Below are 18,931 nucleotides of genomic sequence, written 5' to 3'. Positions count from 1 at the left end.
TTATAGACAGAAAAAAAGACCTGTCCACATCTGCAAACAGATCTTCATTAAAATATATATTACAACTTTAAGTTATTTAAACTGCTTAAAGCATTTATTTATTTTCGAAATATCTAGTAGCACTACCTAGAAATTTTACTCTCCAGCCATAATAGCTGTAACGTCTTCTTTAACCTCACCAGTTGGCTTAATATCAAACTTATCAACTAATACATTAAGCACATTTTCAGAAACAAATGCTGGCAGTGTAGGTCCAAGACGGATTCCTTTAATTCCTAGAGATAGAAGTGCAAGTAATACTGCTACAGCTTTCTGCTCATACCAGGCAATATCATAAGAGATTGGTAGATCATTAATATCATCTACACCCATAGCTTCTTTAAGCTGTAATGCAATATAAGCTAAGGAGTAAGAGTCATTACACTGACCTGCATCTAATACTCTTGGAATTCCACCAATATCTCCCAGATCAAGCTTGTTATAGCGATACTTAGCACAACCAGCTGTTAAAATTACTGCATCTTCTGGTAATTCTTTAGCCACATCTGTAAAGTACTCTCTATTTTTAAAGCGTCCATCACAACCAGCCATTACTACAAAGCGGCCGATATCTCCATTTTCTACAGCTTCAATAACCTTATCAGCAACACTCATCACTGTATTACGAGCATAACCACCAGGGATTGTACCGTCTTCTAACTGAACTGGAGAATCACAGGTTTTAGCTAATTCAATAATTTCGGAGAAGTCTTTGCCTTCTCCTTCTTTGCGATCAGGAATATGTGTAACCTCTGGATATCCTGCCATACCTGTTGTAAAGATGCGATCTTTATAAGAATCTTTAACAGGTGTGATACAGTTTGTTGTCATTAGAATCGGACCATTAAATGATTCAAATTCCTTATCCTGATGCCACCATGAATTGCCATAGTTACCAACAAAGTGATCATACTTTTTAAATGCTGGATAAGAGTTAGCAGGTAACATTTCACTGTGAGTATAAACATCTACTCCAGTACCTTTTGTCTGCTCAAGCAGCTCTTCCATATCTTTTAGATCATGACCACTGATTAAAATACCAGGGTTATTTTTTACACCAATATTTACATCAGTTGGCTCTGGATGACCATAAGTAGAAGTATTGGCTTCATCTAAAAGAGCCATTGTTTCTACAGCCATTTCACCAGTTTCCATAACTAAACCTACCAGATCATCAACACTTAAGCTGTCATCTGTAGTAGCAGCCAAACATTTTTGAGTAAATCTATCAATTTCATCTTTGTGCTTACCTAATACTCTAGCGTGGTCACCATAAGCTGCAATACCTTTAAGACCATATGTAGCCAGCTCACGTAGAGATCTAACATCAACATCTTCAGTTTCTAAAACACCTACATTTGTACCTTTGTCATAATAATCACTTACATCATCACTATACCAGGTAGCATGTTCAGGTAGCTCTCCACTGAACTCTTCACCGTGATTTTCTTTATAAACTTTTTTGAATTCAGCTTCAACTTCATCTCTTAAAGCAAAAGCTTCTTCAATTAAATCTTCAAATCTTTCAGCATCAAAGTTAGCATTAGTAATTGTAGCAAAAAGACCTTCCATAATAAATGGTGCTGTCTTATCTGAAAGATCAAGACCCTCTTCCTTAGCTTTTTCAGAATAAACAGAAATTCCTTTAAGCACAAATACTAATAAATCCTGTAGATTTGCAACATCTGCATCTTTTCCACAGACACCTTTTACAGTACAACCTTCATTTTTTGCTGTTTCCTGACACTGATAACAAAACATGGACATATTTTATTCCTCCTCTTGAAATAAGTAATTTATCGCAGCTCTTTTAATATATAACTGCAGCTTAAATTATAAATCCTTAACTCAAGTACTATTATATACTTTCTAACTTTTTCTTCTATGATTTATATCACATTAAAAATGATATTACTCACAAATATTTAAAAATCAACTATTTAAAAAACATCTGCAGCCGGAGATTAATTGGTTTTACGCTTACAAACTCTATATCTTTTAAAGATCATTAGAGTCCTTCAACTTAACACATTCACTTAACAAATATAAGGTTCAGTAAAATAAACTCATATTTATAGTAAATTCCGGCGGCAGATGTTGTTGGTTTTTTTGCTTAATAATAAATTATTGTTAGTTATTTAATAAATTTAATAATCTTCTAGGTGGTTCCACTCAGCATTTTCAAGCCAAGTATTTGGACGGTCAACCATTTCTATAATACTGTCAATAATTCTTTCATGTTTCTTTTCTTCTTCAGCCAGACGGTTAAAAGTATTTTTAACTAATTCAGAATCTGCTTCTGCAGCTCTTTCTTTGTAGAATTCATAACTTTTTGTTTCCAAATTGATAGCTTTTTTATAAACATCCACCTGTTCTTCTGCCATCACACTGTCACCAGTTGGCATGTTTTCAGAAATTTTGGCAAAAGCTTCTTTAGCCTTAGGCAGAATTCCAGCTTCTACTTCATCTACCTCTTTGTTTTCTTTTAGCTGACGCACGATATTTTCATGCTTTTTTTCTTCCCCAGCTAATTCTAAAAATACTTTTTTTAGATCTTCTTGCGAAGTATTTGCAGCACATTCCTCGTAAAACTCACGGTTTTCAATTTCAAAGTCAATTGCAAAATCATAAATATTCATTATTATAAGCCTCCTTAAATTTATTCAATAAAATCTTAGATTAAAATATTAACTAGAAGTTACTTTTTATTTAAATTCTTTAATTAAATATTCCATATCTTCTACTTTTACATCACGATCAACCAGTGCCTTGTCCTTTAAATAAGGAATTCGTTCCCTAAAGGTTGGTTTTTCTTCTCTATAAATGACTCCAATAGGAATTTCATCTCCAAATTTATCTGCAACTTTCATTGCAGCAGCATGATCAGTCGGATCATGATCTTCTAATTTATATACTCTCTTATTGTACCACTGATAAGTATTAATTTTATTGAAGGAAACACAGGGCTGAAAAATATCAATCAAAGCATAACCTTTGTGCTTTTTAGCCTCTTTAACCATTTCTTTTAGATGTTCACGATCACCAACAGTACTTCTGGCAACAAAGCTGGCCTTCATACCAACGGCAAAACGAACTGGATTAAATGGTTCAGCATTAACTCCATGAGTTTGAACAGGAGTTATTAATTCTGCCATACTTGTTGGAGAAGCCTGGCCCTTAGTTAAACCATATATTTGGTTGTCATGAACAAGGTGAATAATATCTAGATTACGTCTTATATTGTGCAGTATATGATTACCACCTTCACCATAAGTACAGCCATCACCTGACTCTACAATTACTGTCATTTTAGGGTTAGCAACTCTCATAGCTACTGCAGGTGGGATTGAACGTCCATGTAAACCATTAAATCCATTAACTTTAATATAATGAGGCATTTTTGCTGCCTGTCCAATTCCAGTAAACATAGTTACTTCTTCTGGTTTTAAATCCATTTCAGATAAAGCTTCAGAAAGAGCAGTTCTTAAGGGAAAGTTGCCACATCCCGGACACCAGGCAGTTTCACGATCAGCCTGATAAATATTTTTATCTACCATTATTTGCTCACCTCTTCTTTAAATCTTCTATAAATTTCCCGGCCAGAGAAAGGACGGCCATCATCTTTTAAGATATTATAATCTGCTTTAATTCCAGTTTCACTTCTAACTAATCTATCAAATTGTGCTCCAGCATTATTTTCTACATAAACTAATTTTGCTCCAGATGCTGCCTTTGCTTCAATTTCTTTGGTCGGCAGAGGCCAGACATCATTAAAAGCTAAATGACCAACTTTATATTCATCAGCTAGCATTTTTCTAGCTTCTGTTAATGGACCTGCAGTTGAACCCCAGCCAACTAAAATATAGTCTGGATCTTCTGGGCCATAGTAATCTGGCTCAAGTAAATCTTCTTTCTTTAATTTTGCCATTTTCTTGCTTCTTTTAGCAACCATTTTATTTCTAGTTTCTGCATCTTCAACAATATGGGCAAATTCATCATGTTCATCACTATCTGACAAGACAACATTATCCTCCAGCTGACCTGGATAAGCACGGGGAGAAATCCCATCTTCAGTGTATTTGTAGCGCTTATATTCCCCTTCTACTTCAGCCGGATCAACTAAATGTCTTTCAATTTTCATGTCACTTGTATCTATTTCTTTTATAGTCTTAGAACCATCACCAATAAATTGATCAGATAAAATAATAACCGGCAGCTGATATTTATCAGCCAAATTAAATGCTCTAAATGTTTGATAAACCGCATCTTCCTGATCTTTGGGAGCCAAAACCATTAATGGAAATTCATCTTGAGCAATATTAACTGCAAATAATAAATCTCCCTGTCCTGTTCTGGTGGGTAAACCTGTAGCCGGACCAGGACGCTGTACATCTGCAATAACGATTGGAGTTTCCGTAACTCCCGCCAGACCGATTCCTTCTGCCATTAATGCTAGACCACCACCCGAGGTACCTGTCATTGAACGCAGACCACTGTAAGTACCTCCAAGTACCATGTTAATAGCAGCTATTTCGTCTTCTGCCTGTTCAACTACAATACCTAACTCTTCTTGTTTGGAAGCCACATAATGTAAAATACCTGTAGAAGGTGACATTGGATAAGCGGCATAATAACTTAAACCTGCTAATAATGCGCCTAAACCAACAGCACTATTACCATCAATCACCATTCTATCATCTTTTTTTCCAAGACCTTTAAGATTATAAAGCTGTTCAACAGCTTCATATCCTGCTTTTAATAAGGTTAAATTATCTTCTATTATTGATTCTTTATCTGCAAAATGTTCTTTAACTGCCTCTTCAGCTTCTTCAGTTGGTAAGCCCATAATTTTAAAGGCAGCTCCAACAAAGACAGTGTTAACTGCTCGAGGATTGACATCCTTAGCTAATCCCTTAGCATCAATATATACTATATCATTTTCATCTGATTCTATCTCAGATATCATTGTACCATCTTCATTCATTTCTGAGCGGTGTATTTCTACACTTTCTTCATTTAATGCTAGTAATAAATCTATCCCCTCATCTGGTCCTTCAAGCTTTTGATCACTTATTCGAATCTGCATAAAGTTATGTCCACCTCTAACTCTTGACATATAATCTTTAGTGCTGAATAAGTAATAGCCGTGACGAGAAAATGTTTTGGTCAGCATTGCTTCTACTGTTTTTAAACCCTGACCTGCTTCTCCAGCAATTACAATATTAAAATCCAATCTTATTACCTCCTTTTCAAAAATGAAAATCCCTTTGTCTCTTAACTTTAAGTAATTATTTTACTCTACTTTATATTATTCAATATACAGCTGGTAAATCCTGCTTCAGATTGGAAATATTTTGGCGTGATTATTAAAATATTTTGATTTATCTAATACTAAGAATAATTATTGTTTTAAATAAAGAAAACTCTCAGCAACTATTGTTAAACTGAGAGCAGTTAAATTTATCGAATTTTAAAATCTTCAGGCTGGTTTTTTGTAAATCCAAAGTAAAAATCGACTGCTTCTATAATTCTTTGGACAGCCTTTCCATCACCATATGGATTTACAGCTGCCGCATATTTGCTGTACTCTTTTTTATCAGTTAATAGTTTAAATGCCTGCTGATAAATCCTATCAGATTCAGTCCCGACTTTAATCACTGTTCCCGCCTCAACTGCCTCTGGTCGTTCAGTGGTGTCTCTTAAAACTAGAACCGGTTTCCCAAGTGAAGGTGCTTCTTCCTGAATTCCACCAGAATCTGTTAAAACTAAATCAACTCCAGCCATTAAATTGGCAAATGGCAAATAATCTAAGGGATCAATTAGGTGGACCTGCTTATTATCTGCCAACATTTTTTGGCTCAGTTCTCTAATAACCGGATTTAAATGAACCGGAAAAACCACCTCTAAATCACTTAACTCAGCAGTTAAGCGATCGACTGCCTTAAATATATTTTCCATAGGTTCTCCCAAATTTTCTCTGCGGTGAGCTGTCAATAAAATTACTTTTTTATTTTGAAAATCTAAATTCTGAAGCAGCTTATTTTTAAATTGATAATCAGCATCTACAACAGAAAGTAGGGCATCAATAACAGTATTTCCTGTTACAAATATTTTATTTTCTGGAATATTTTCTAGGATTAGATTTTCTTTTGCCTTTTTAGTTGGGGCAAAATTAAGATCAGCCAGTACTCCTGTCAGCTGTCTGTTCATCTCCTCCGGAAAGGGAGAATATTTATCGTGTGTTCTTAAACCTGCTTCCACATGAGCAATATCAATTTGATTATAAAATGCAGTCAGAGCACCAATAAAAGTAGATGCGGTATCACCATGAACCAGCAAAAGATCTGGTTTTTCTGCAGCTATTATTCCATCCAATTTTTTAATTATTCTAGCTGAAAGTCCACTTAAAGTCTGCCTTGCCTGCATAATATCTAAATCATAATCGGCTTCAAGTTGAAATAGTTCCATAACCTGATCAAGCATTTCTCGATGCTGAGCTGTTACAGTAATTATTAATTTATAATTATCATTTTGCCTAAATACTTTTAAAAGTGGAGCCATTTTTATTGCTTCTGGTCTGGTCCCAAAAACAGCCATTATTTTTTTCTGCATCACAATCATCCTAGTTAATTTATTAATTTCTATTTTCTCAATTATTATAATATAATTTTATCTTATTAATGTAAATGCTAATTTGATTTAAATTGCCTGCTGCTTCCTGGTGTTTCTATCAAATGCTTCCAATATTTTTTTGGCATAAATTGCTGCTGAATTTTAGGATTTTTTCTGTTTTGAATGCTTACTGCTGTGAAAAATGAGCACCAGAGATTCTGAATTTCCTGTTCTTTTTTAGAAAACTTTGGCATAAAATCTTTTTCTAAATTAATTAAAAGCCACTCCTGATCTGCAGCTGAGAAAATAATTGCTTCTTCCCTTTTAAGATCATGAATTATCCAATCCATAGTTGAAAATCTATTTTTAAAATGAGAAGCAAGCAATATTAATACCCTATAATCAGGTTCTACAGCAGCATAGTATTTACCCTCAGCTGTTTCCTGAAGGCGGATCAACCCTTTAAGTCGATGACTTTCTCGAGCAACTTTTTGACACATTTCCTGAACTTTCAAAACATAATCTTTGGTTAAAAATTCGTCTATACTTTTACCAACTTTAAAACCAGTAAATAAATATCTAAAAATATAAAATAAGGACATTTGTCCGCCCCTAATCAAGTTCGACTAACAAAAGAGTTTGATATAAGATATAGTTAAGGGGGAACAACAAATGTCTAAAACTGAACTTGATCGTGTAAAAGTTAAAACTTTAGATAGTCAATTTGAATACATTCTTAAAGAACTATTTGAATATTCACCACGTGAAGCAAAAGCAATTGTAGAAGCTGCCAATGAAGTCTACCAACTTAAACATTATGATCCATCCTATCAAGAAAGAAAAGATAAAATAGTTAAGACTGTAATCTCTAAGAAAGCAAAACACGGTCCAGTTCTAGAAGATTTACCAAAGGTTCAGGTAACCCTGACTAAATCAATAACCAAAGAGGATAAAACACTCTTTAGAATAGAGAATAAATCTGCTCTCAGAAGAGTTAAAATACTGAGAATGACAGAAGAATCACTCGATCAGGGTGGTCTTCTAACCCAGGAAGATCTGGCTGATATTCTGCAGGTTTCTACAAGAACTATCAGACGTGATATCAAAAAACTTAAAGATCAGGATCTTAATGTCCCAACCCGAGGTACATATCAGGATATAGGACCCGGAGTATCTCATAAAACTAAGATAATCAAACTGTACCTTGAATATAATACCTACTCTGAAATACAGAGGAAAACCAGGCATTCTCCTGGAGCAATTAAGCGATATATCAATGATTTTGGACGTGTATTGCTAGCAATAAAAAATAAGCTTTCAATTAAAGAAACAGCTCATATAGTCGGTATTTCAGAAAGACTGGTTAAAGAATATACCGAACTGTATTTTAAATATAATAGCTCTGAGTATAAAGAGCGACTTGCTGACATAGTTAACATAGCCGAAGAAAAAGCTTCAGTAAAAACTGAGGCAAAAAAGGGGGTCATAAAATGAGACAGGACCCTTTTGCTAACCTGGATAAAAAGACCTTCAGACAGGCTATCATTGAACTTTTAGAGAGTGAATACAAACTACTTGGCAGCCATAAAATATTGGAGCTAATAGCTGACGATATAGTTGAATTAGAGTATAAATATCACCCCCGTAAAAAGACCAATCAGTTTGGTGGTTTAAGCTGGGTTGCTACTTCCGACCAGAATAACAAGCCAAAACTGGGTCAAAAACGTGAAGAATATAAGCAGGAAGTTATTGAACTTCCCTATGTTATAGAGGAAGATATAGAATTAAAAAGGCAGAATGTATCCAAAACAGAACATGATATGATACGTATTGCCAGGCTGACCAAAGCAGCCAAAAAACAGGGTGCTATGCTAACTGTTGAGGAACTGGCAGCAATAATGAACCGTTCTGCAGCAACTATTTCAAAGCGTATTGGTGAATATCATGAAACTCATGATGATGTGTTACCTCTTAAAGGTTATATACTGGATATGGGTCGTGGAACCACTCACAAAAAAGCAATAATAGAGCTTTATGAGCAAAAGGTGCAGCCACCTGATATAGCCAGAAAAACAGATCATTCATTAAATGCTGTAGATAGATATATCAAGGACTATGAACGCGTTAAATTCCTTATCAGACGCGGTGTGAGCACAATCCAGATCAAACATATGACAGGAAGAGGAGCTTCTGTTATCAAACAATACAGGAAGCTGATAGAAAAATATCATCCTGAATATTTTGATTCTGATAACGATAAATAATAGATCAATTTGAAATACTAAGAATCAGGAAGAATAGGACCGGACAAATGTCCTAAATGTAAGTTCTATTTTTTTAGTTTCAGAAAGATAGGCCCGAAAAACATTATGCAGAGCTTTTTTTGAAATATACTTTTTAATCTGTTCACTTAAAAATTCTGCCTTCTCATTATCGGTTTTTATTTTTCTTTTTTGATAAAACAGATCATCTTTAAATTTTGACTCCGGAATTATTTTAATTGGAATCTCCTTTAATTTAAAACTCCAGTATAAGGCAGTTAAAAGGCCCTGATAACTTCCATCATAGACATATACTTTTTTTGCTCCTTGATTTAACTTTGATTTCATAATTATTTACCTCTTTGTCTTTTCTAATTTACTTTATCTAATTCCCATTCCTGCTCAGTGCCCGCATTTTCTGTAAATAAGGAAAGCTGCTGGCTTTCTTTTTCTGCCAATCTGCTGTAAATTATTTCACTCTCAAAAGGGACTGCAGCTGCATATTTACCATTACAGGTAATAAAAAAATTAGCCCTTTTTAAACTAATCTTCATTTTCTTTAGATTGTAATGGCTTAGTCTTGTTTCTTTTCTTGCTTTAATTATTTTAGCTGCAGATACTGGGCCAATTCCAGGTACCCGCAGCAGCATCTCATAATCTGCAGTATTAATTTCTACCGGAAATTGATCTAAATTATTAAGTGCCCAATCTGCTTTAGGATCAATTTTTAAATCAAAGTTTTCTCTGCTGGGAGTCAACAATTCTCCCGCTTTAAATCCGTAATAGCGAAGTAACCAGTCGGCTTGATAAAGACGATGTTCGCGCTTTAATGGTGGGCCGGGTAGTGCAGGCAGAAGAGAAGAATTACCCACCGGTAAATAAGCAGAATAATATACTCTTTTTAAATTAAAATGATCATATAATCCTTCTGAAAGTGATAGTATCTGACGATCTGACTCGGGACTGGCCCCAACAATCAATTGAGTTGACTGACCAGCAGGTACAAATTTTTCTTTCTGCTTATATTTTTTTCTCTCAATTAGATTATTTTCTATCCCTTTTCCTATTCCTTTCATAGGAGCTAAAATACCTGCTTTTTTCTTCTGGGGAGCTAATTTCTCTAAGCTGCTTTCACTGGGAAGTTCAATATTGATGCTCATTCTATCTACTAATAAGCCCGCCTGATAAATTAATTTGAAATCTGCTCCTGGAATTGCTTTTAAATGAATATATCCCTGATAATTATGCTTATTTCTCAGCAGTTGGGCAGTTCTCAGCAGCTGCTCCATTGTCCAGTCAGGATCTCTATTAACTGCAGAGCTTAAAAATAATCCTTCTATGTAATTTCTTTTATAAAAGTCAACAGTCAGCTGAGCAACTTCTTCCGGCGTAAAAGCAGCTCGGGGGCGATCACTGCTGACCCTATTGACACAATATTGACAGTCATAAATACAGTAATTTGTAAAAAGAATTTTAAGCAGGGAAACACAGCGGCCATCATCCGTCCAGCTGTGACAAATTCCACTATTTTTAGTGTTCCCTAAACTGCTGCTGTTACCACGACTGCCGCTGCCGCTCGAAGAACAGGAAACATCATATTTAGCTGCATCACTTAAAATTTCAAGTTTTTTCTGAAGTTCCATCTTTTTTCCCTTCTAATCCTGATTCATTTCTCAATTTAAAATCCTGTCAAAAGAAAATACATAAATTATCAGCATCTTTATTTCTGTTTTAGATCTCTTAACCCAATAATTAATCGCTTCGATAGAAACGATTCAATCGGAATAGTTCTAATTAATCAATAGTGGGGAATTAGTTTTTTGCTGTTTTTAATATCTTAACCCAATAATTAAAGGTATCAATAGTAATGATTCAATCGGAATAGTATATTTTGTTATTTTTAGGGAATTAGCTTCTCGATGTTTGACTGAAAGGAGTTTGAGAAGCTCCTAAAAATAACAAAATATATGTTAAATGAAGATTGTATTACTATTGATATCTTTAATTATATTATACTACAATAAACCAGCTATTTCAAACAGATGTTTGTTAAAAATGCAAAAAATACCGCCCACTAAAATCAATCCAGCAGACGGTTTTATAATTTAATTCATTTTATTCTTATTTCAGGACAACAGCAGCTTCTGGTCCATTTACTCTAAATGTAAATGTTTCGAGGAAAAATAATTCTACCTCATCACCATTCCTATCTTCAAAACCAAGAGAAATATCCTGACCAATAGTTAATTCAAAGTCTCCACCACGCTCAGAAATTAAAAGTCCTCTGTTTCCGAGATCAGGAACTAATACGGTACCACTATCCACCATTTCTTCAACTTTACGTTTAAGTGGATAACCTTTATCATCTAATTCATAGAGTAGAGAATAAAGCTCAGGTCCTAAAAGTAAGCGCTTAGGGCCACCTACACTGTTTTCTTCGAATAAATTAAGTGCTTTTAAAAGCCCAGCAATTAATTCTTTTTCTCCACCAGAGACACTAACTTCTTCGTATTCCGAAGCTTCAACGACACCTTCAATATTTACTTCATCAAGACCATAAAATACAGCTTTATTTTCCGCTTTTGCTATTTTAGAAGCAGCTTCAATTAATTCATCAGTATCAACATCTTCTGCTCCCCGAGCTAAAGCTTCAATTTCACTTAATTTCATTGTAAAAGGAACTTTAAGCTCTACCAGGGGAAGTACTTCTCTTGTAGAATAAGTTACCCCTTCAACATCTTCAATTCCTACAGGACTGAAACGACCGGTATTAATTGAGGATAATTCTAAACCTTTAGGGCCTAGAAAATCCACCTCTTTACGTGCTTTTAATTTTTGACTTAATACATCAGTTGCCTCGTCATCTAAGAAATCCCAAGCCTCTGCTGCAAATGGTGCTAATGATCGTTTTAAAATATCCATTTATTCTCCTCCTCTCATACTACCCAAACCAAGAGATCCTGTGGAAGCTGAGGCGTCTTCTTCCGCGCCTTCTCCACCTTCACCCTCTTCTTCAACTTCAGTAATTTTTGCTGTTGTAAAAAGGAAAGTTCTTAACATTTCATCCCAGACAGGATTATTACGGCGCAGCCATTCCAGCCCCATACAGGCGTGCTCAATTTCTTCGTCACGGTTATGTTCTACAATTGCCTTAATATCAGGGTCATTTGTAGCAGCTGCTCTTTGATTGTACCAATCAACTGCCTCTAATTCTTCAATCACACTCTTGATAATACGATGATAATCAATCGCTTCTTCCGTTAATTTTTCTTCTGGTTCATGATATTCGCTCATAAATCTGACCTCCCTTTAAATTTTGAATTGCTTATATTTTAATAGAAAATCTTTATTCACTCTGATTTAATTATATAATTGTTTTTTTATTAAGTCAAATTTTTACTCTTAAATAAAAAAGCCTATAATGCCTGTCAAAATAGGGATTTTAAATTATTGTTAAACGGCTGCCTCTATGAATTTTAAAGATAAAATTAGGCAATGATTTAATTCTGAAGCTATTTCAAAATCAACTCCAGTTAACTTTTTTTAGATTTCTATCTCTAAATTTTTACAATAATTATAACCGAGATCATAAAGTTCCTGGCTATATTTGGTGTTCAAAATATTATATTTTTCAATTCCAGTTGGCTCAATAAAGATATCAGCCTTTGCCTTTAATTCCTCAGCATTCACAATTGTTTTTAGCTGAAAAGTTCTGACCGCAATATCTGTTATACTATCTAACTTTCCATTTAAGTTTACCGGCATTACATTAACAGCAATTAAAATATCACATTTATCTAAAAGTGGGTTTACAGGTAAGTTTTCAAAAAGACCCCCATCTACATATAATTCCCCATTAATTTCAACTGGTGAAAATAAAACTGGAATAGATGCTGAAGCTTGAATAATTTTAATCAAATCTCCTTTATCAAAATATTCCATCCTTGCTCTCTCTATATTAGCTGCCCCAACATAAAAAGGGATTTTTAATTCCTCAAAACTTTTAATTCCGAGTGATTTTTTTAAGTTTTCAGTCATATTATCCAATGTAAAAATACCTCGATTAGGCAAACTAAGTTTTGCAAAATCGAAAAAATCACTTTCATTAATTAATTTCATTACCTCTGATGGTTTCTTTCCAGCTGCAATGAAGGAGCCAACAATTGCCCCAGCACTGACACCAGCCAATACATCTGCTTCTATTCCCTTCTCTTCCAAGGCCTTCAGTACTCCTAAATGAGCAAAACCTTTAACTCCTCCCCCGGAAAGTGCAATACCTATTTTTGGAGTCATACAATCATCCTTTCTCTATTTTCAGCTCAAATTACAATTAACAAATAAAAATTTAATCTAAAATTTAAAATAGTCTCTTTATTTCGTCTCCTGCATCTTCTAAATCTGAAACTAAATCACTAAAAATATCCATTATATTCTCCAAATGCTGATAAAGTTCTGGATCAGAAATTTTTCTTTTTTCTCTTGCCTTTTCAATCTTAATTTCTTTAATTATTCCCTGCTTTTCAGCTGCCATAATGTAGATTCTATCAGCCAGCAAAAGTGCCTCCTCAGGATCATGAGTTATTAAAAACAATGTGATACCAGTTTCCGCCTGAATGACAGTAATTAATTTTCTTAAATTCATCCTGGTCTTCATATCCAGTGATTTAAAAGGCTCATCCAAAAATACTAAATCAGGTTTAACTGCAAAAGCTCTTATTAACTCCAATCTCTGCTGCATACCTCCTGATAGTTCATCTGGATATGCTGTTTTAAAATTTTCTAGCTTTGCCAATCGAAAAAGTAAATCTCTTAAAGATTTTTCAGATTCTAAACCGTAATTTTTCTGGACAAAAATCAAATTTTCTTCAGCATTTTTCCAGGGCAGAAGTCTTGGAGATTGAAATACATAAGCAAAACGAGGATCACTATTTTTAGTTATTTCACCGGAATCAGCTTTTTCCAGCCCGGCTGCAATTCTAAATAGTGTTGTTTTACCACTACCTGAAGGTCCAAGCAAACAGCATATTTCCCCCTGATTAATTTCTAAATCTAAATTTTTAAGTACTGTTAAATCTTGAAATGACTTATTTATATTCTTAAGCTTCAACATTATTTGCTCTTTAGTCATTTTTCCACCTGCTGACATGTTTTTTTAATTTCTCTAATAAATAATATTCAACAAACAGCATAAATAGTATTAAAACTATGGTCCAGGCAAAAAGCCTATCGGTTGCCATCATTGAATTAGCTCGGCTCAACTGATAACCAATACCGCTCGAAGAAGCTATAAATTCTGCAAAAACTGATGATTTCCAGGCAAAGGCAAAAGCTATACTTAAAGCAGAAACTAAGGCTGGTAATAATGATGGAAGATAAATTTCTTTTAAAATTCTATATCTTGGTGTGGAATAGGCCTGGGCCATCTCAACTAATTCTACATTCATATCTTCTAAGCCCTGAAAAATATTAACAAAAATCACTGGTAATGAGACTATAAATATCAAGAATATCGGTGTCAAATCATCTGCAACTCCAAACCAAACCACTGCCAGAGAAACCCAGACTACTGGTGGAGTTGCCTGAATCACAGTAATTAAAGGTCTAAATGTTCTCTGCAAAAACTTAAAACGATAGAGCAAAAGTGCTGTAATAATACCTAAAATAACAGCCAGCCCATAAGCAATTAGAGTTCTTCTTAAAGTGATTATAAAACTTTCAAGTAATATTCCGGATAGAGCAATTTCTTTTAAAGCCTGATAACTTTCTCCAATCGAGGGCAGAATAAGGCTGTTTAGACCAGCCGCACTCCTTTCCCAGATTAGAAAAATAAAAAATAACAAAATCCAAAACGGTTTAATAATAGAATTCTTCATCGGGTAAAGATCCACCTAAAAGTTCTGGATATATTTTTAACATTTCACCAAAATATAATTCTGTTAATTTTCTGCTCTCCATCTCAGAATAAATATTTAAATTAACTCTATTTAGAGATTTTTTAAAAATAGGTGCTGGTATTTCAAAATGTTCTGCAGCAAGTTCAGCTGCTGCTTCAGGATTATTATTTATCCATTCAACACCTTTAGCATAATAGGCATTTATTATATCTGTAAACTGAGGATATTTGCTGCTAAATTCTCCGTTAACAAAAAGAGCTACAAAAGGAATTCTATTATCCCCATTTAGCTTAGCCCATTCCTCCTGTAAGTCCATCGATAATACAGCTTCTTCTCGATTTGCAAGACTAATTGTCACTAATGGCTCTGGCAAAATAATGGCTTCTAATTCTCCTGCCATAAATAATTGGGCCCCACCCGGCAGGGCTCTATAGATTAAATTTAAGTCTTTTTCTGGATCAAGACCATTTTTCTGAGCTAAGTACCTTGCCAAAAAGTCTAGTGGTCCTCCCTGCAGAGGTAAAGCTAAATTTTTTCCTCTAAGGTCAGCCCAAGATTCTGTTTTAAAACCATTTGTCAGCAAATAATCAATTCCCCAAGTATTAACATTCATCATTTTAAGATTTATACCGCGGTTATAAGCATTAGCTCCAACATTAGAACCAGTAATTAAAAGATCAATATCATTTTGAGCAAGCAATGACATTCCGCGCTGATGATCTGATGATAAATTAAGCTTAATCTCTAATGCTGCTGGCAGTTCAATTTTTTCCTGCATCCACAAAAATGGTAAGGCTCCCGGTACAGTTGGTGCCTGAACATTAACTTCAAGTGCAGAAACAGGAACTGCTGCAGCTAAAAGAAAAATAAATAGGAAAATTACTGTAAATAAGTTATTTTTCTTAAACATAAAATCCCTCCTTTTTGTACGGGTGTACAGCAATACAGCAACCGTTTACCGACCCAATTATATCCATAAAATATATTATATGGATTTTTAACATTTATCATTTGGTAAATATTGGTCCAGTAAACGGTAGCTGTAAGCTGTAATTTTATAGGTTAATCATTAAGCAGACCCTGGATAATTACATCTGAAGCCTCTTCTTCATCAAGTCCACGGGACATTAATGTCTGCAGTTGGGTGCTGTCAACACTACCAATTGCAGCCTCGTGAGTTACCTTAGCTTCTGGATGACGAACATCTACAATCGGAATAGCTCGTGCTATCGCCTGATCTTTAATAATTTCAGTACAATCAACATGACCCATCGCTTCAGCAGCATCTGCAGTTAATTCATTATAAATTTCTGCCTCTGCTTGATCTTTCAAAGCAATTTTGGAATCTAATATTCCTCGAGCAGATTCACCATTTAAATGTGCAGCTTCCCTGATTTTAATTAAATCATTTTTTTGACCACTAATCCGGGCCAGCATTTCTACTGTTCCATGTTCAGCAATATTTGCTTTATAATCAAAATCAATTTTACCAACCCGACCCTCTAAAAGGTCAAATTTAGTCACCAATTTACCGTTTGCTTCTACATTAATATCTGACTTAGCAATTACTTCTACTCCACCATTATCCCCATGAAAATGATGTTCTTTATATATGTAATTGCCCCCGTCATCAATATTTATTACAGCATCCATAATATGCTCTACCTTAACTGCATTAGGAAAAACACAGTCCGCTACTACTTCAACCTTAGCATTTTTTTGTACTTCAACATTCATATCTATTTTTTGGCGGCCTTCTTTTGGTAAAACTCCAAAACACATATGAACAGGGTTTTTGATTTGATAACCCGCTTTAACAAGCACTTTAACTTTAACAGTATCTTCACTGATTTTATCAGCTTCAACTTCTAAGCCTTCAACAGCATGCATTCCTAAAATTTTATCTCTTTCTAAAACTAGATGAGCTACTTCACTATCGGCAAAAATATCATCTCCACCAGCATCTTTATAGGCATTAATCATCATTTCATAATCATTCATTAACTGGCCACCTCCGTCTCACATTCTTCTTCCTTAGCACATGGATAGCAGAAAGATTTAAAGTATTCACTAATATCTGCTGGGTTACCCTGGCGTATAATTTCTCCTTCACAAACTAAGGCGGCCTGATCAGCATATTTAAGCATTTCCTCTGAGTGAGTAATCAATAAAATACCACTGCCTGATTCTTTAAAATAATTTATCATCTCAGCAATATTATTTAAGGCAACAACATCTACACCAGAATCAGGTTCATCTAAGATTATTAATTCTGGATGCATCAAAATTAAAGATGCTAATTCAATCCTTTTTCTTTCACCACCACTTAAACTTTTATCAACAAAACGATTAAGATATTGGTAGGGATTAATAGCTACTTTATTTAAAGCATCTCTCAACTTTTCTTCTGTAACTTCTTCGCCTTTGCTCTTAAGACCTAAGGCCAAAAATTCTCGAACAGTTACCCCCTGATAACGAGCCGGCTCCTGCCAGGCTAAAGTGATACCTTTTTTGGCCCTTTCGGTAATTTTTAAATCATTAATTTTTTCACCTTTAAAATACATTTCACCTTTTTGAGGATGATATTTGTTAATTCCCATCAAAGTATAGGCTAAAGTTGATTTCCCACAGCCGTTTGGCCCAATAAGTGCAAAAACTTCACCTTTTTCTAAGGAAAATTCAATTCCCTTTAAGATTTCTGTATCTTCAATTTTAAGATGCAGATTTTTTACTTCTAATAATTTTGACATTATATTCCTCCTGTAAATTTATTTAATCTATTCCATACCAAGAAATTCATTTATTATATCTGCATGATAGCCGGGAATAATTATATGGTGATTTCCAATACTATCATTTAAAAAATAATCTGAACTCTGGGGTAAGGAAATTTTAAGCTGCGTTCTGCAGGCATTAGGAGAATTTAAATTCTCTATAATCTCCCCCTCAGCCACAAAATACTGCTCTAAACCAGCACCACCAATTTTAAAGACAGTTACCGGTCCTGCTTCCAATATTCCCTGAATTCCAACTCCAATACCTGTTTCAAAATGTGAACGAATAATATAATCATCACTGATTTCGGTTGCTACAGTACAGTGGGCAAATAAAATTTCATCATTCTTTTTATCTATGGCAGCTGGATTTGCCATAAAAGGCATAACACCTGTAAGTTGATAAGCTAAAAACATTGTAAAAGCAGCTGGAACATCACCCTCACAACCTGCAATCAGGCCTTCATTATTTAAAAGTGAAAGTGCCAGACAGCCTGTAGTATTTAATTTCTTAACAATATCAAAACAGCGAATGGTAATTACATCTAAATCATTTTTGGCAATAACATCTCTTAGTGCCAGATAAATTTTTGCTGCCTCAACCAGATCAGCCTTACTGCTTTCAACAATATCAGCGGCATTTTCTAAAAAATCAGCTGCAATTCTTTTAGCTTTTGCAGAATCAACCTGCTTTAATGCCTGATAAATCTGATCAAGCTCGATATCTACAAATTCACTGCCCCAGTGATGAGCTGCATGTTCATAATCCACCTTACTTCCAATTAACCAATCAGATGGCTGACCAATAATTCCAAACTTAGCAGCAGCTATCTTATTTCTTACTTTTTTATAGACTGCCAGCTCTTCTATTTCTGCTGTAACTTCTTTCATATCTCCATGCAGTATTTTTCCAGCAAGACCTTCAGCATTTAAAAAACTTAAGATTTCTAAAGCTGCTGGTAAAGAATTATTAAGCTCTGCTGCCAGAAGATATGCTGGCTGCGGCAGATACTCCACATTTTCAGCAAAAGCAGCTTCCGAACCACCTGTTTTAATAAAATTAATTGTCAAATCATATTCATTAAAATTGGTAAAAGGAATTTCATCTGCCGGAACTTCTTCAATTTCAAAATTATCCTCTAAAATTGTAATTTGAGAATCCAAACTTTGATCTACCTTTTTTTCATCATGTACTTCAGATACAAATGAAACTAATGCTATTTTCATTATCTAACCTCCAGATTATCACAATCAGTTTTATATTTTAATTACCTAAATTAATTTACTAATCTAAACAGCAAACTATATTAAAACTTCAAACTTAGTTTTCTCTATTTCTATTATATTTAAT

19 protein-coding genes are annotated in these 18,931 nt (G+C 34.4%); 2 read left to right on the top strand and 17 right to left on the bottom strand.

The genetic code is table 11. The annotated features are described in order from the left end of the window. Positions 1-135 precede the first annotated feature (135 nt). The 6 genes from hcp to C7954_RS01135 all read right to left on the bottom strand — a co-directional run bounded on the left by hcp (position 136) and on the right by C7954_RS01135 (position 7,253). Positions 136-1,800, bottom strand: a complete 1,665-nt coding sequence (hcp, locus tag C7954_RS01160) for a hydroxylamine reductase (RefSeq protein WP_420841461.1) — start codon at positions 1,798-1,800, stop codon at positions 136-138. A 386-nt stretch (positions 1,801-2,186) separates the two neighbouring features. After that, positions 2,187-2,678 (bottom strand): ferritin family protein, encoded by a 492-nt coding sequence (locus C7954_RS01155; protein ID WP_134058500.1) that lies wholly within the window; start codon positions 2,676-2,678, stop codon positions 2,187-2,189. Positions 2,679-2,744: 66 nt separating this feature from the next. Beyond that, positions 2,745-3,596 carry a thiamine pyrophosphate-dependent enzyme gene (locus C7954_RS01150; RefSeq protein ID WP_134058497.1) on the bottom strand — a complete coding sequence of 284 codons (852 nt, stop codon included), beginning with the start codon at positions 3,594-3,596 and terminating at the stop codon, positions 2,745-2,747. Continuing rightward, positions 3,596-5,272, bottom strand: a complete 1,677-nt coding sequence (locus tag C7954_RS01145; RefSeq protein WP_073156447.1) for a 2-oxoacid:acceptor oxidoreductase subunit alpha — start codon at positions 5,270-5,272, stop codon at positions 3,596-3,598. Before C7954_RS01145 ends, C7954_RS01150 begins: the two co-directional genes overlap by 1 nt. A gap of 227 nt (positions 5,273-5,499) precedes the next feature. Continuing rightward, the gene (gene wecB, locus C7954_RS01140; protein ID WP_110300838.1) at positions 5,500-6,651 is read right to left on the bottom strand and encodes a non-hydrolyzing UDP-N-acetylglucosamine 2-epimerase; all 1,152 of its coding nucleotides are present in this window, start codon (positions 6,649-6,651) and stop codon (positions 5,500-5,502) included. Positions 6,652-6,728: 77 nt separating this feature from the next. Beyond that, on the bottom strand, positions 6,729-7,253 hold the full coding sequence (locus C7954_RS01135; RefSeq protein WP_134058494.1) for a TIGR03915 family putative DNA repair protein: 525 nt from the start codon (positions 7,251-7,253) through the stop codon (positions 6,729-6,731). A 70-nt stretch (positions 7,254-7,323) separates the two neighbouring features. Here C7954_RS01135 and C7954_RS01130 point away from each other — a divergent pair, with 70 nt between their 5' ends. Then, positions 7,324-8,145 carry a DUF1670 domain-containing protein gene (locus C7954_RS01130; RefSeq protein WP_134058491.1) on the top strand — a complete coding sequence of 274 codons (822 nt, stop codon included), beginning with the start codon at positions 7,324-7,326 and terminating at the stop codon, positions 8,143-8,145. Continuing rightward, positions 8,142-8,915 (top strand): DUF1670 domain-containing protein, encoded by a 774-nt coding sequence (locus C7954_RS01125; protein WP_134058488.1) that lies wholly within the window; start codon positions 8,142-8,144, stop codon positions 8,913-8,915. Before C7954_RS01130 ends, C7954_RS01125 begins: the two co-directional genes overlap by 4 nt. Before the next feature lie 24 nt (positions 8,916-8,939). Here C7954_RS01125 and C7954_RS01120 read toward each other — a convergent pair whose 3' ends face one another. The 11 genes from C7954_RS01120 to C7954_RS01070 all read right to left on the bottom strand — a co-directional run bounded on the left by C7954_RS01120 (position 8,940) and on the right by C7954_RS01070 (position 18,807). Continuing rightward, positions 8,940-9,260 (bottom strand): hypothetical protein, encoded by a 321-nt coding sequence (locus C7954_RS01120; protein WP_134058485.1) that lies wholly within the window; start codon positions 9,258-9,260, stop codon positions 8,940-8,942. Positions 9,261-9,283: 23 nt separating this feature from the next. Next, positions 9,284-10,555 carry a putative DNA modification/repair radical SAM protein gene (locus C7954_RS01115; RefSeq protein ID WP_089722834.1) on the bottom strand — a complete coding sequence of 424 codons (1,272 nt, stop codon included), beginning with the start codon at positions 10,553-10,555 and terminating at the stop codon, positions 9,284-9,286. Between the two features lie 478 nt (positions 10,556-11,033). After that, positions 11,034-11,834 (bottom strand): family 1 encapsulin nanocompartment shell protein, encoded by an 801-nt coding sequence (locus C7954_RS01110; RefSeq protein WP_089716201.1) that lies wholly within the window; start codon positions 11,832-11,834, stop codon positions 11,034-11,036. Further along, positions 11,835-12,206, bottom strand: coding sequence for an encapsulin-associated ferritin-like protein (locus tag C7954_RS01105; protein ID WP_089716202.1), 372 nt, complete (start codon positions 12,204-12,206; stop codon positions 11,835-11,837). It lies immediately after the preceding gene. A gap of 249 nt (positions 12,207-12,455) precedes the next feature. Beyond that, entirely contained in the window at positions 12,456-13,205 is a 750-nt protein-coding gene (locus C7954_RS01100; protein WP_089716203.1) for a patatin-like phospholipase family protein, read from the bottom strand. A 64-nt stretch (positions 13,206-13,269) separates the two neighbouring features. After that, positions 13,270-14,040 carry an ABC transporter ATP-binding protein gene (locus C7954_RS01095; RefSeq protein ID WP_089716204.1) on the bottom strand — a complete coding sequence of 257 codons (771 nt, stop codon included), beginning with the start codon at positions 14,038-14,040 and terminating at the stop codon, positions 13,270-13,272. Then, positions 14,033-14,785: an ABC transporter permease gene (locus tag C7954_RS01090; protein WP_073156468.1), complete on the bottom strand. Its 753-nt coding sequence runs from the start codon at positions 14,783-14,785 to the stop codon at positions 14,033-14,035. The genes C7954_RS01095 and C7954_RS01090 overlap by 8 nt, the downstream gene beginning before the upstream one ends. Further along, complete coding sequence (locus C7954_RS01085; RefSeq protein ID WP_073156471.1) at positions 14,766-15,716, bottom strand: ABC transporter substrate-binding protein; 951 nt, start codon at positions 15,714-15,716, stop codon at positions 14,766-14,768. Before C7954_RS01085 ends, C7954_RS01090 begins: the two co-directional genes overlap by 20 nt. 152 nt (positions 15,717-15,868) lie before the next feature. Beyond that, positions 15,869-16,807, bottom strand: coding sequence for a SufB/SufD family protein (locus tag C7954_RS01080; RefSeq protein ID WP_089722833.1), 939 nt, complete (start codon positions 16,805-16,807; stop codon positions 15,869-15,871). After that, positions 16,807-17,556: an ABC transporter ATP-binding protein gene (locus C7954_RS01075; protein WP_134058482.1), complete on the bottom strand. Its 750-nt coding sequence runs from the start codon at positions 17,554-17,556 to the stop codon at positions 16,807-16,809. Before C7954_RS01075 ends, C7954_RS01080 begins: the two co-directional genes overlap by 1 nt. A 27-nt stretch (positions 17,557-17,583) precedes the next feature. Beyond that, positions 17,584-18,807, bottom strand: coding sequence for a fucose isomerase (locus tag C7954_RS01070; protein WP_134058479.1), 1,224 nt, complete (start codon positions 18,805-18,807; stop codon positions 17,584-17,586). Positions 18,808-18,931 lie beyond the last annotated feature (124 nt).

Source organism: Halanaerobium congolense (genome assembly GCF_004366375.1).
GTDB classification, from domain to species: domain Bacteria; phylum Bacillota; class Halanaerobiia; order Halanaerobiales; family Halanaerobiaceae; genus Halanaerobium; species Halanaerobium congolense.
This window is presented reverse-complemented; position numbering and strand designations above follow the sequence as displayed.